The 13415-nt window shown below is 68.1% G+C and carries 12 protein-coding genes; 10 read left to right on the top strand and 2 right to left on the bottom strand.

The window, feature by feature from the left end; genetic code table 11:
• Nucleotides 1-36: 36 nt before the first annotated feature.
• Nucleotides 37-510: an Lrp/AsnC family transcriptional regulator gene (locus AC1DRO_RS08885; RefSeq protein WP_026266622.1), complete on the bottom strand. Its 474-nt coding sequence runs from the start codon at nt 508-510 to the stop codon at nt 37-39.
• Between the two features lie 195 nt (nt 511-705).
• Between AC1DRO_RS08885 and pdhA the strand changes: the two genes are divergently transcribed.
• Genes pdhA through AC1DRO_RS08870 form a run of 3 tightly spaced genes read left to right on the top strand, consistent with a single transcriptional unit; the run spans nt 706 to nt 4336 of the window.
• Nucleotides 706-1884: a pyruvate dehydrogenase (acetyl-transferring) E1 component subunit alpha gene (pdhA, locus tag AC1DRO_RS08880; protein WP_028278128.1), complete on the top strand. Its 1179-nt coding sequence runs from the start codon at nt 706-708 to the stop codon at nt 1882-1884.
• Complete coding sequence (locus tag AC1DRO_RS08875; protein ID WP_476950562.1) at nt 1884-2894, top strand: alpha-ketoacid dehydrogenase subunit beta; 1011 nt, start codon at nt 1884-1886, stop codon at nt 2892-2894. The genes pdhA and AC1DRO_RS08875 overlap by 1 nt, the downstream gene beginning before the upstream one ends.
• A complete protein-coding gene (locus AC1DRO_RS08870; RefSeq protein WP_476950561.1) occupies nt 2891-4336 on the top strand; it encodes a dihydrolipoamide acetyltransferase family protein in 1446 nt (481 codons plus the stop codon). Before AC1DRO_RS08875 ends, AC1DRO_RS08870 begins: the two co-directional genes overlap by 4 nt.
• Nucleotides 4337-4451: 115 nt before the next feature.
• Here the strand turns inward: AC1DRO_RS08870 and AC1DRO_RS08865 are convergent, their stop codons facing one another.
• Nucleotides 4452-5123, bottom strand: a complete 672-nt coding sequence (locus tag AC1DRO_RS08865; protein WP_476950560.1) for an SACE_7040 family transcriptional regulator — start codon at nt 5121-5123, stop codon at nt 4452-4454.
• A 159-nt stretch (nt 5124-5282) separates the two neighbouring features.
• Between AC1DRO_RS08865 and AC1DRO_RS08860 the strand changes: the two genes are divergently transcribed.
• The 7 genes from AC1DRO_RS08860 to AC1DRO_RS08830 all read left to right on the top strand — a co-directional run bounded on the left by AC1DRO_RS08860 (nt 5283) and on the right by AC1DRO_RS08830 (nt 13386).
• Complete coding sequence (locus AC1DRO_RS08860; RefSeq protein ID WP_476950559.1) at nt 5283-6890, top strand: carboxyl transferase domain-containing protein; 1608 nt, start codon at nt 5283-5285, stop codon at nt 6888-6890.
• A gap of 7 nt (nt 6891-6897) precedes the next feature.
• Nucleotides 6898-9126 carry an acetyl/propionyl/methylcrotonyl-CoA carboxylase subunit alpha gene (locus tag AC1DRO_RS08855; RefSeq protein ID WP_476950558.1) on the top strand — a complete coding sequence of 743 codons (2229 nt, stop codon included), beginning with the start codon at nt 6898-6900 and terminating at the stop codon, nt 9124-9126.
• Nucleotides 9127-9230: 104 nt separating this feature from the next.
• Nucleotides 9231-10394 carry an acyl-CoA dehydrogenase family protein gene (locus AC1DRO_RS08850; protein ID WP_223914042.1) on the top strand — a complete coding sequence of 388 codons (1164 nt, stop codon included), beginning with the start codon at nt 9231-9233 and terminating at the stop codon, nt 10392-10394.
• A 19-nt stretch (nt 10395-10413) separates the two neighbouring features.
• Nucleotides 10414-11214, top strand: coding sequence for a CoA transferase subunit A (locus AC1DRO_RS08845; protein WP_476950557.1), 801 nt, complete (start codon nt 10414-10416; stop codon nt 11212-11214).
• Nucleotides 11215-11216: 2 nt separating this feature from the next.
• Entirely contained in the window at nt 11217-11978 is a 762-nt protein-coding gene (locus AC1DRO_RS08840; protein ID WP_028277096.1) for a CoA transferase subunit B, read from the top strand.
• Nucleotides 11975-12547, top strand: coding sequence for a MaoC family dehydratase (locus tag AC1DRO_RS08835; RefSeq protein ID WP_476950556.1), 573 nt, complete (start codon nt 11975-11977; stop codon nt 12545-12547). Before AC1DRO_RS08840 ends, AC1DRO_RS08835 begins: the two co-directional genes overlap by 4 nt.
• On the top strand, nt 12544-13386 hold the full coding sequence (locus AC1DRO_RS08830; protein WP_476950555.1) for an HpcH/HpaI aldolase/citrate lyase family protein: 843 nt from the start codon (nt 12544-12546) through the stop codon (nt 13384-13386). Before AC1DRO_RS08835 ends, AC1DRO_RS08830 begins: the two co-directional genes overlap by 4 nt.
• Nucleotides 13387-13415 lie beyond the last annotated feature (29 nt).

Genomic DNA, 13415 nt, shown 5'->3' with positions numbered 1-13415 from the left:
GCGCCGCGGCCGCCCACGGCACAGATGAAAAGCGGATCAGTTATCGGCGGATCCGCGCTCCAGCAGGGGCTGGATCCGGAACGGGATCAGCTCGCCCATCGCCAGTGCGGTATCGGTCCGGTCCACGCCGTCGCACGCCAGTATCTTGCCGTTGATCCGGAACAGGTCCTCGGCGTCGAGCGCCACCACCCGCAGGAGCAGATCGGCCGAGCCCGTCAGGCCGTAGCCCTCCAGGATTTCCGGAATCCCGGCGAGCTCGACGGCGAGGGGTCCGAGCTTCTGCTGCTGGACGTGGACGGAGATGAAAGCCATCAGCGGGTACCCCAGGGACACCGGGTTGATCCGCCGCTCGAAGGAGAGGAACACGTGCTTCTTCTCCAGCTGGGCCATCCTGGCCTGCACCGTATTGCGCGAGAGTCCGAGCTTCTGGGCGAGGGCAACCACGGTCCGCCGGGGGTCCCGCGCCATGGCCGAAAGCAGGCGGGTGTCAGTGCCATCCAAGGTTTGCATAATGCGCAAGATTAGCACGGTTGACGAACGCCAAACAGGGCATAATGCTCAATATTTTTGCGGGTGGTTGTACCCGATGAGCATTGTGAGTAGGGTCACAATTATCCGGGGCAACGGCGCCCGGGCGGCTGGCGCGCCGCGGGATCACGAGTCCTGGGAGTTCCGGTCAGACGACGTCAGAAGGTGCGGACAACAGTGTTTACCGACGACGCGGGCAAGGGCGGCATTGCCGCCGGGGGCCCCGGAAACAGTGAAAATTCTATGAGGCGGACGGGCGGCGACCTCGTCCAGCTCATCACCCCGGCGGGCGAGCGCATCAGCCATCCCGAGTTCGATCCCTGGCTCCAGGACGTCAGCGATGAGCAGCTCTGCGCGCTCTATGAGGACATGGTGGTCATCCGCCGGATCGATGCCGAAGCCACGGCCCTCCAGCGGCAGGGCGAACTGGCTCTGTGGCCGCCACTGCTCGGCCAGGAAGCATCCCAGATCGGCTCGGCCCGCGCCCTCCGCGAGGACGACTTTGTCTTCCCCAGCTACCGCGACAACGGCGTCGCCTACTGCCGGGGAGTGAAGCCGGAGGATCTCGTCCGTGCCTGGCGTGGCAACGCCTCCGCCGGCTGGGACCCGTTCACCGTCAACGTTGCCACCCAGCAGATCATCATCGGCGCGCAGAGCCTGCACGCCACGGGCTACGCCATGGGCATCCAGAACGACGGCGCCGACTGCGTCGCCGTGGCCTACTTCGGCGACGGCGCCACGAGCGAAGGCGACGTCAACGAAGCCATGGTCTTCGCCGCGAGCTTCCAGGCGCCCGTCGTCTTCATCTGCCAGAACAACCACTGGGCCATTTCCGAACCCGTCCGGCTGCAGTCCCACATCCAGCTCGCGGACCGCGCCTCAGGCTTCGGCATCCCCAGCATGCGGGTAGACGGCAACGATGTCCTCGCCGTCATGGCAGCCACCCGCATTGCCCTGGACCGTGCCCGGCGCGGCGGCGGCCCCACCTTCATCGAGGCCGTGACCTACCGGATGGGCCCGCACACGACGGCGGACGACCCCACCCGCTACCGGGATGCCAACGAACTCGAGGACTGGGCCGCCAAGGACCCGATCAGCCGGATGAAGTCGCTGCTCGAACGCAAGGGACTGCTGACCGCGGACCTCGAGGCCGACGTCGCCGCGCAAGCTGACGCAGTGGCCAAGGAACTCCGGGCCGGGACCATCAACATGCCCGAGCCGCAGCCGCTGGATATCTTCAAGCACGTGTACAGCACGCCCAACTCCTGGCTGGACCGCCAGCAGGAGCACTACTCCCGTTACCTGGCTTCCTTCGGCGATCCCGCAGAAGCCGCTTCTGAAGAAGGTGCACGCTGATGACGCAGATGACCTTTGCCCGAGCCATCAATTCGGGCCTGCGCAAGTCCCTCGAAAACGATCCCAAGGTGGTCCTGATGGGCGAGGACATCGGCGCCCTTGGCGGCGTCTTCCGTGTCACGGACGGGCTGCAGAAAGACTTTGGGAAGCACCGCGTCGTGGACACCCCGCTCGCCGAGTCCGGCATCATGGGTACCGCCGTCGGCCTGGCATACCGCGGCTACCGTCCGGTGGTGGAGATCCAGTTCGACGGGTTCATCTACCCGGCGTTCGACCAGATCGTCAGCCAGGTCGCCAAGATGCACTACCGCACCCAGGGCGCCGTCAAGATGCCCATCACCATCCGCGTGCCGTTCGGCGGCGGCATCGGCTCGCCGGAGCACCACTCGGAATCGCCCGAGGCCTACTTCACCCACACCTCGGGGCTGCGCGTGATCAGCGTGTCCAACCCCCAGGACGCCTACACCATGATCCAGCAGGCCATCGCCTCCGACGATCCAGTCCTGTACTTCGAGCCCAAGCGGCGCTACCACGACAAGGGCGAGGTGGACGAGAGCGTCGACCTGAGTTCTGCCTTGTCCATGGAAAAGGCCCGCGTTGTCACCGAGGGCAAGGACGTCACCCTTGTGGCCTACGGCCCGCTGGTCAAGACCGCCCGCGACGCCGCCATGGCGGCCGCCGACGAAGGCATCTCGGTTGAGGTCATCGACCTGCGCTCGCTGGCACCACTGGACTTCGCCACCCTTGAGGCCTCCGTCCGCAAGACCGGCCGTCTGGTCATCACGCACGAGGCCAGCCAGTCCGGCGGCCTCGGCGCCGAAGTCGCCGCGAGCATCACCGAGCGCTGCTTCTATTACCTCGAGGCCGCTCCCGTCCGCGTGACCGGCTTCGATGTTCCCTACCCTTACTCCAAGCTGGAAATGCACCACCTGCCGGGCCTTGACAGGATTCTCGACGGCGTCGACCGTGCCCTCGGCCGCCCCAACTCCCTCAGCGGGCTGGAAGGATGAGCGCCACTATGATCAAGGAATTCAGGCTCCCGGACCTCGGCGAGGGACTGACGGAATCGGAAATCGTCGCCTGGAAGGTCGCGGTAGGGGATACCGTCACCCTCAACCAGATCATCGCCGAGGTAGAGACGGCCAAGGCCGTCGTGGAGCTGCCCTCGCCGTTTGCCGGCGTCGTCGCGGCCCTGCATGAACAGCCCGGCACCGTTGTTGAGGTCGGGAAGCCGATCGTCTCCTTCGAGATCGAGGGCGACGACGGCGCCGCCGGTTCCGCCGGTGCCGGTGCGGACGGGGCCGCCGCCGGCAAGCGTGAGCCGAACCTCGTGGGCTATGGCGCCGTCCTGGAAGCCTCCGGCCGGCCGGCCCGCCGCGCCCGCACCTTCGCGGCACCGGCGGCCCCTCGGGCCGTCGCGGCCGAACCGGTGGCACCAGTCCGTGCAGCCGAGCTAGTGGCACCGGTCCGTGCTGCTGGGCCGGCCGAAACCCAGCCGGTCGAAACCTCGCCGGCCGCAACCACAGCTGGCGACATGTCGCCGGGGGAGCGCCCGCGGTCCACGCCTCCGGTGCGCAAGCTGGCCAAGGATCTCGGCGTCGACCTCGAGGCCGTGACCGGTACCGGGGAGCGCGGGCTCATCACCCGCGACGATGTGCTGAACTTCGTCGGCGGCGGGGAGCTGCCCGCGGCCGCCCAGGAACCCGCCGGTGCGACGGCGCAGGCCGCAGGGCTTGTCCAGGCCCCGGGCGAGCGCGAGACCCGCACGCCGATCAAGGGCGTGCGGAAGTTCACGGCCGCCGCCATGGTGGCCAGTGCCTTCACCGCGCCGCACGTCACCGAGTTCCTGACCGTCGACGTTACGCCCACGATGGAGCTGCTGGCACGGCTCAAGGCCAGCCGCGCGTTCGCCGGGTACAAGCTCACCCCGCTGACGCTCGTGTCCAAGGCCGTGCTGATTGCGTTGCGCAACCACCCGACCCTCAACGCCCGGTGGGACGAGGCCAACCAGGAGATCGTCCAGTTCAACTACGTGAACCTGGGCATCGCGGCCGCGACCCCGCGGGGGCTGACCGTTCCGAACATCAAGGACGCGGACCGGATGTCCCTCATGGATCTCTCCTCCGCCCTGACGGAACTGACGGACACGGCCCGGGCCGGGAAGACAAGCCCTGAGGCGCTCTCCGGCGGCACGATCTCCATCACGAACATCGGCGTCTTCGGCATTGACGCCGGCACGCCCATCCTGAATCCGGGCGAGGCCGCCATCCTGGCCCTCGGCGCGGTCCGGAAGATGCCGTGGGAGTACAAGGACGAGGTCGCGCTGCGCCAGGTCATGACGCTCAGCCTGTCCTTCGACCACCGGCTGGTCGACGGCGAGCAGGGCTCGCGGTTCCTCCAGGACCTCGGGGCCATGCTGGCCGATCCGGGCATGGTCCTCGCCATGGTCTAGGTCCCTGCGACACAGCTGCCGGCTGCCCCGACCGAAAGGAAGGGGCGGCCGGCAGCTTCGTGGTGTGCGGGACCGACCCGCGGACCCGGGAGGGCGCCCGGGGCGGGGGAGTTGCTTAGCCGAGCGGCTCGGTGGGGGCCGGTGCCAGGAGCGCGGCCAGCGCCATGCTTTCCAGCAGCGGCCTGGCGCGGCGGACGCCGATGCGGCGCCCGTGGCTGCGCACCGAGTGCGGGGTCGAATTGATCAGCCCGAACGTGGCGTGCGCGCGCATCCGCAGTTCGGCGGCCTCCGTGCCCTCGTGCAGTCCGGCCAGCACGTCAACCCAGAGTTCAACGTAGTTGCGCTGAAGCGTGCGGACCTCGGCCTGGTCCTCGCCGGCCAGGTTGCTGAAGTCCTGGTCCTGGACCCGGATGACGTCCGGGTTGCTCAGGGCAAAGTCGACGTGGAAGGCCACCAGCCCGCCCAACGCCGCCAGGTCGCCGTCGGAATCGGCCACCACCTTGCGGCCGCCGTCGAGCAGGTCCTGGCTGACACTGAGCAGCAGGGCGCCGAGGACGGCCTGTTTGCCGGCGAAGTGGCGGTAGACCGCCGGCCCGCTGACGCCGGCCGCGGCCCCGAGATCTTCCAGGGAAACGCGGTTGAAGCCCTCCAGGGCAAAGAGCGCGGCGGCGGCGGACAACAGGGCCTGCCGCCTGTTCGCCTTGGCCTGGCTGCGCTGCGTCGAGGCTGCTCGGGTCGGGGCTGCCTGGGCTGACGGAAGCTGGGCGGTCTGGCTGGGCTCGGTCACCGGCGCATCCCCTCGTTGCAAATGATCCCTGTGTTGGACATCACAGTTAATAGAGACTAACCTAAATCTCAGTTATGCGGTACTAACCGAAATAGTCGGGCGGCCTGAGTTGCCGCTCCGGCGCGCAAGTCCGCGCAGGTCAGGGAACGGAAGCAGTCAATGGAGACAATCGCCAGCCGGGTGGATGCGACGAGCACCGCCTACGCCGCGAACCGGGAGGCCCAACTGGGGCTGGCCGGCGAGCTGAGGGAACGGCTCGCCACCGCCGCGCTGGGCGGGCCCGCGAAGTCCCGGGAACGCCACGTGGCGCGCGGCAAGCTCCTGCCGCGCGAGCGCATCGACCAGCTGCTCGACGACGGCAGCCCCTTCCTGGAGATCGCCCCGCTGGCCGCGGACGGCATGTACGACGGCGACTCGCCCGGTGCAGGCGTCATTGCCGGCATCGGGCTGGTGCACGGCCGCCAGGTGCTGGTCATTTCCAACGACGCCACAGTCAAGGGCGGCACCTATTATCCGATGACGGTGAAGAAGCACCTCCGCGCGCAGGAAATCGCGCTGGAGAACCGGCTGCCCTGCATCTACCTCGTGGACTCCGGCGGGGCGTTCCTGCCCAAGCAGGACGAGGTCTTCCCGGACAAGGAACACTTCGGCCGGATCTTCTTCAACCAGGCGAGGATGTCCGCGGCGAAGATCCCACAGATCGCGTCCGTGATGGGCTCCTGCACCGCCGGCGGCGCGTACGTTCCGGCGATGAGCGACGAGACCGTGATTGTCCGCAACCAGGGCACCATCTTCCTGGGCGGCCCGCCGCTGGTGAAGGCCGCGATCGGCGAGATCGTCACGGCGGAGGAACTCGGCGGCGGCGACGTGCACTCGAAGATTTCCGGGGTCACGGACCACCTGGCCGAGAACGATGAGCATGCCCTCCAGATCGTCCGGGACATCGTCTCCACCCTGCCGAAGCCTGCCGCGCCCGTCTGGGACGTGGACACCGCCGTCGAGCCCGTTGCCGACCCCGACGAGCTCTACGGTGCCGTGCCCACGGACGTCAACGCCCAGTACGACGTGCGTGAGGTCATCGCCCGGCTGGTCGACGGCAGCCGGTTCCACGAGTTCAAGAAGAACTACGGCACCACCCTGGTCACGGGCTTCGCCAAGCTGCACGGCCACCCCGTGGGCATCGTGGCGAACAACGGCGTGCTGTTCAGCGAGTCCTCCCTCAAGGGAGCGCACTTCATCGAACTGTGCGACCAGCGCGGGATCCCGCTGATCTTCCTGCAGAACCTCTCCGGCTTCATGGTCGGCAAGGACTACGAGCAGGGCGGCATCGCCAAGAACGGCGCCAAGATGGTCACCGCCGTCGCCACCGCCCGCGTGCCCAAGCTGACCGTCGTGATCGGCGGATCCTTTGGCGCCGGGAACTACTCGATGTGCGGACGCGCCTACTCCCCGCGCTTCCTGTGGATGTGGCCGGCGTCGCGGATCTCCGTGATGGGCGGCAACCAGGCCTCCAGCGTGCTCGCCACCGTGAAGCGGGACCAGTACGAGGCCCGCGGCGAGGAATGGTCCGCCGCGGACGAGGAAGCCTTCAAAGCCCCCATCAAAGCCCAGTACGAGGACCAGGGCAGCCCCTACTATTCCACCGCCCGCCTCTGGGACGACGGCGTGATCGACCCCGCGGACACCCGCACCGTCCTGGGACTGGCGCTCGACGTCGTCTCCCGCACCCCGCTGCCGGAGACCTCCTTCGGCCTCTTCCGGATGTGAGCCAGCCATGAATCTTTCTTCGCCGACCATCTCTTCGCCCGCCACGCCTTCCGTGGCCACCCCTCCAGCCACCCCCACAACCGGCACCCCGTTGTTCGGCACCGTGCTCGTCGCCAACCGCGGCGAAATCGCCTGCCGCGTCATCCGGACCCTGCGCGCCCTCGGCATCCGTTCGGTCGCCGTCTATTCCGACGCCGACGCCGACGCGCGGCACGTGCGGGAAGCCGACGTGGCGGTCCGGATCGGGCCCGCCGCCGCCACCGAGAGCTACCTCAAGATCGAGGCCATCATCCAGGCCTGCCGCGACACCGGCGCCGAGGCCGTGCACCCCGGCTACGGCTTCCTGAGCGAGAACGTCGACTTCGCCCGTGCCCTCGAAGCCGCCGGGATCACGTTCATCGGCCCCGGCGTCGAATCCCTCAACGTCATGGGCGACAAGATCCGCTCCAAGAACCACGTCACCGGCTACGGCGTCCCCGTGGTGCCGGGCATCGCTGAACCTGGCATGACCGACGCGCAGCTGATCGAGGCCGCGGCCGGCGTCGGCTTCCCGCTGCTGATCAAGCCCTCCGCCGGCGGCGGCGGGAAGGGCATGCACATCGTCCAACGTGCCGAGGACCTAAAAGCCACCCTGGCCACCGCACGCCGGGTCGCCGCGAGCGCGTTCGGCGACGACACCTTGTTCCTGGAACGGCTCGTGCTCACCCCGCGGCACATCGAGGTCCAGATCCTGGCGGACAACCACGGCAACGTCATCCATCTGGGGGAGCGCGAGTGCTCATTGCAGCGCCGCCACCAGAAGGTCATCGAGGAAGCACCGTCCCCGCTGCTGGAATCCCTGCCCGACGGAGCGGAGATCCGCGCCCGGATCGGCGAGGCCGCCTGCCAGGCCGCGCGCAGCGTCCACTATTCCGGCGCCGGGACCGTGGAATTCCTGGTCTCGGACGCCGCCCCGGACGAGTTCTTCTTCATGGAGATGAACACCCGCCTGCAGGTCGAACACCCGGTCACCGAGATGGTCACCGGCATTGACCTCGTCGAATGGCAGGTGCGCATCGCGGCCGGCGAGGAACTCACGGTGACCCAGGCCGACGTCGTGCTGACCGGCCATTCGGTGGAGGCCCGCGTCTACGCCGAGGTGCCGGAGAAGAACTTCCTGCCGTCCATCGGACAGGTCGTGCTGCTGGACGAACTGCCGGACACCGCGAGTGGCAAGGTCCGTGTCGACTCGGCCCTGCTGGAGGGCCTCCAAATCTCCAGCAGCTACGACCCGATGATTTCCAAGGTCATCGCGTGGGGCGAGGACCGGGCCGGGGCTTTGGACATCCTCGATGAGGCGCTCGCCGGGTATACCGCGCTGGGCATCGACACCAACGTCGAATACCTGCGGCTGCTGATCAACGACGCCGACGTCCGAGCCGGACGGCTCGACACCGGCCTGATCGAACGGAAAATGCCGGAGTTCTCCTTCCGGCATGCGGGCGACTTCGAGGTGGCCGCTGCTGCCGCCTTCGCCGCTGCGATGCACGAGCATGAAACGCAGGACGCCGGGACAGGTCCCTGGCATCTCGGTAACGGGTGGCGGCTCGGTGCAGCTGCCCCGCGCCGGATCAGCCTGGGGACCCCCGACGGCGGTATCGCCACGGTGCAGGTATCGGGCTCGTTGGCGCGGGGGACGGCGGCCGTGGCAGTCAACGGCGGCCCGCGACGCCCGGCATCTTTTCGGTCCACCAGGCGAGGCACCGCGGAGTTGACTCTGGGCGACGAATCCCGCAGTTACGCGTTGGCGCCGGTCCACCGCGGGCCCGTCCCCCCCGGCCCCGGCAACCCGATGCCAACGGAAGTGTTCCTCGGCAACGAGGGCTGGTCCTGCCGGCTCGAGGTGCTCACCCGGGAGACCCGGCTCGCCCGGGTGCTGGCGGCGATCGAACGCGAGGAAGGCGCCGCCGACCCGGCGGTGCGCTCGCCGATGCCCGGCACCGTGGTGTCCGTGTCCGTCGGCAACGGCGACACCGTGGAGGCCGGCCAGGTGCTGCTCTCGGTGGAAGCCATGAAGATGGAGCACCAGCTCGTGGCGCCCCTGGACGGAACCGTCCACATCAGCGTCGGCTCCGGCGACCTCGTCAAGGCCGATCAGGTGCTGGCAACGATCCACCCCACTGTTCACCCGACGGAGCCCTCGAAAGCCGAGGACACGATCGAGGAAGCGGTCATCGCGATGGGCGCAGCCGAATGACCGCACCCTACTGACACCACCGCCCCCACCCCGGCTAACCAACCCCGGCGCACCCAACACCTTTCAACAGACCACAGATGTACCTCAGACACAGGAGTCACCCCATGGCAGATTTTGAACTCAGCGAGGACTACCAGATCCTTAGCGACACCGTCCGCGAATTCGCCGACGAGGTGGTGGCCCCGGTTTCCGCCAAGCACGACGAAGAGCACAGCTTCCCCTACGAGGTCGTCTCCCAGATGGCGGACATGGGCCTGTTCGGCCTGCCGTTCCCGGAAGAGTTCGGCGGCATGGGAGGGGACTACTTCGCCCTGGCCCTGGCCCTGGAACAGCTCGGCCGGGTGGACCAGTCTGTCGCGATCACCCTCGAGGCCGGCGTCTCGCTCGGTGCGATGCCGATCCACCGCTTCGGCAACGAGGCGCAGAAGCAGGAATGGCTGCCGCTGCTGGCCTCCGGCAAGGCGCTCGCCGGCTTCGGCCTGACCGAGCCGGAAGCCGGCTCGGACGCCGGCGGCACCAAGACCACTGCCAAGCTGGGCGGCGGAGAGTGGGTCATCAACGGCAACAAGGAGTTCATCACCAACTCCGGCACGGACATCACCAGGCTCGTCACCGTCACCGCGGTGACCGGCCAGGAGGAACGCGCGGACGGCAGCATCAAGAAGGAAATCTCCACCATCCTGGTGCCCACCAACACTCCGGGCTTCACCGCGGAAAAGGCCTACAACAAGGTCGGCTGGAACGCCTCGGACACCCACCCGCTGACGTTCAACAACGTCCACGTCCCCGAGGAGAACCTGCTCGGCACCCAGGGCCGCGGCTACGCCAACTTCCTCTCCATCCTGGACGAAGGCCGGATCGCGATTGCGGCCCTGGCCGTCGGCGCGGCCCAGGGCTGCGTGGACCAGTCCGTGAAATACGCCAAGGAACGCAGCGCGTTCGGGCAGAACATCGGCAAATACCAGGCCATCGCGTTCAAGATCGCCCGGATGGAGGCCCGCGCCCACACGGCCCGCCTGGCCTACTACGACGCGGCCGCCCGGATGCTTGCCGGCAAGCCGTTCAAGACGCAGGCGGCCATCGCTAAGATGGTCGCAGGCGAGGCAGCCATGGACAACGCGCGGGACGCCACCCAGGTGTTCGGCGGCTATGGCTTCATCAACGAATTCACCGTGGCGCGCCACTACCGCGACTCCAAGATCCTTGAAGTCGGCGAGGGCACCACGGAGGTCCAGCTGATGCTGATCGCCCGCGAACTGGGACTGTAGCCGGCCGGAAGGATCACCGATGATCAACAAAGTTGTTGCCAGCGCCGCCGAGGCTGTCGCGGACATCCACGACGGCGCCTCGCTCGCCGTCGGCGGGTTCGGGCTGTGCGGCATTCCCGTGACGCTGATCGAGGCCCTGCATGAGCGCGGTGCCACGGACCTGGAAACCGTCAGCAACAACTGCGGCGTCGACGACTGGGGCCTCGGGATCCTGCTCAAGGACGGCCGGATCCGGCGCACCATCAGCTCCTACGTGGGGGAGAACAAGGAGTTCGCCCGGCAATACCTTTCCGGCGAGCTGGAGGTGGTCCTCACCCCGCAGGGCACGCTGGCCGAAAAGCTGCGCGCCGGCGGCGCGGGCATACCCGCGTTCTACACCCCGGCCGGCGTCGGCACCCAGGTGTCCGACGGCGGCCTACCGCAGAGGTACGACGCCGAGGGCAACGTCGCGATTGCCTCCGCCCCGAAGGAAGTCCGCAGCTTCCACGGCGCCGAGTACGTGCTGGAGGAATCGCTGACGCCCGACTTCGGCCTCGTGCACGCCTGGAAGGGTGACCGCCACGGCAACCTCGTCTTCCACGCCACTGCCATGAACTTCAACCCACTGTGCGCCATGGCAGGGAAAGTCACCATCGCCGAGGTCGAGGAGCTCGTGCAGCCGGGGGAGCTGGACCCGGAGCACGTCCACGTCCCGGGGATCTTCGTCCAGCGCGTGGTTCTCGCCCCGCAGGGCGAGAAACGCATTGAGAAGCGGACGGTTGCGGTGGCCACCGGCGCCTCCGGCACACCAAAACTGTCGCCGGAGCAGGCAGGAGCCTAGCCGTGGAAACGAACAAAGCCGCAGAGGCCCCGCCCCGTCCCGAGGCCGTGCGCCACGAATACCGGCGCTCCGCCGTCGAACACGCCGCCGGTGCTGAGGGCAAGGGCTGGACCCGCAATGAACTCGCGGCCCGCGTTGCGCAGGAACTGCACAACGGCCAGTACGTCAACCTCGGCATCGGCATGCCGACGCTGATACCCAACTACATTCCGGCCGGCGTCGAGGTGGTGCTGCATTCGGAGAACGGCATCCTGGGCGTTGGGCCGTACCCGGCCGAGGATGAAGTCGACCCGGACCTGATCAATGCCGGCAAGGAAACCGTCACGGTCAACAAGGGCGCGGCGTTCTTCGATTCCGCCGCCTCCTTCGGCATGATCCGGGGCGGCCACGTCGACGTGGCCGTGCTCGGCGCCATGGAGGTCGCCGTCAACGGCGACCTCGCCAACTGGATGATCCCGGGCAAGATGGTCAAGGGCATGGGCGGCGCGATGGACCTGGTATTCGGGGCCAAGAAGGTGATCGTGATGATGGATCACGTGGACCGCAACGGCAAGCCGAAAATCGTGGAAACCTGCACGCTGCCATTGACCGGCAAAGGCTGCGTGGACCGGATCATCACCGACCTCGCCGTGATCGACGTCGTGACCGAGGGCGGGAAGTCCCGGCTGGTGCTGCGCGAACTGGCGCCGAACGTGTCCGTGGAGGACGTCGTGGCGGCCACCGGAGCCGAACTCTTTGAGGAAGACCAGGAACTGACCGTATGAGTGATGCAGGCACGACTTCACCGGGTGCAGGCGCACACCCGGGTACCGGCACCCCCCGGGTGATCGAGCAGCGCGGCCTCTATTTCGATGAGCTGGAGGAGGGCGTGGTCTACGCCCACCGGCCGGGCCGGACGGTCACGGAGACGGATAACGTCCTGTTCACCACCATGACCATGAACACCCAGGCCCTGCACCTCGACGCTGCCTGGAGCGCCGGGCAGCCTTTCGGCCAGCGGCTGATGAATTCGATGTTCACCCTGGCCACCGTGGTGGGCCAGTCCGTGCCGCAGCTGACCCAGGGCACCATCATCGCCCAGCTCGGCCTGACGGATGTGTCGTTTCCGCACCCGCTGTACCACGGGGACACCCTGTACACGGAGACGGTGGTGACCGGGAAGAGGCTGTCCGCGTCCCGCCCCGGGCAGGGCATCGTGACCATGCAACACACCGGACGGAACCAGCACGGGGACGTGGTGGCGCTCGCCGCCCGCAGTTGCCTGATGTGGACACGCGAGGCCCACGCCGCTGCCGAGCTGGAAGCGGCGCAAAAGGGGAGAATAGAGACATGAGTTTCCTGATGGGCCCTGCCCTGCTGTTCTGCCCCGCCGACCGCCCCGAGCGGTACCAGAAAGCCGCGGAACGCGCCGATACCGTGATCGTGGACCTCGAGGACGCCGTCGCCCCTGCCGACAAGCAGCGGGCCCGCGGCGCCATCCTCGCCCAGCTCGGCGCCACCGGCGACGTCCCGGAACTGGATCCGTCCCGCACGATCGTCCGGGTCAACCCGGCGGGCACGGACGAGTTCGAGAAGGACCTGCACTGCCTCAAGCACACGCCGTACCGGCACATCATGCTGGCCAAGGCGGAGAGCGCTGAACAGCTGAGGGAACTCGAGGGCTACAGCGTGATTGCCCTCTGCGAGACGGCCGCCGGCGTCCTCAACGCCGCCGCCATCGCCGCCGAGCCCAATGTGGTGGCCCTGATGTGGGGTGCGGAGGACCTGCTGGCATCGCTCGGCGGAACCTCCAGCCGGGCGGAGGACGGCAGCTACCGGGCCGTCGCGCTGCACGCCCGTTCCAGCGTGCTGCTGGCCGCCGGCGCCTTCGGCAAGGACGCGATCGACGCCGTCTACGTCAACATCCCGGATCTGGCGGGGCTGGCACTCGAATCCCGGGACGCGGTGGCGTCAGGATTCTCGTCCAAGGCCTGCATCCATCCGGACCAGGTGGCCGTCGTCCGCGAGGCCTACGCACCCTCCGAGGCTGACGTCTCGGCAGCCGCGGAGCTGCTCGATGCCGCCTCCGCGGCAGGCTCGGGCGTCTTCCAGTTCAAGGGCAAGATGGTCGACGGGCCCATCCTCAAGCACGCCGCGTCCACACTGCGCCGCGCTGGCCGCGTCGGGTCCTGACCGAGGGCCGGCTACCCACCGACACGTGC

The organism is Arthrobacter sp. P4_F11, assembly GCF_056401395.1.
The sequence above is the reverse complement of the archived record's forward strand: the minus strand, read 5'-3'. Positions and strand labels throughout refer to the sequence as shown.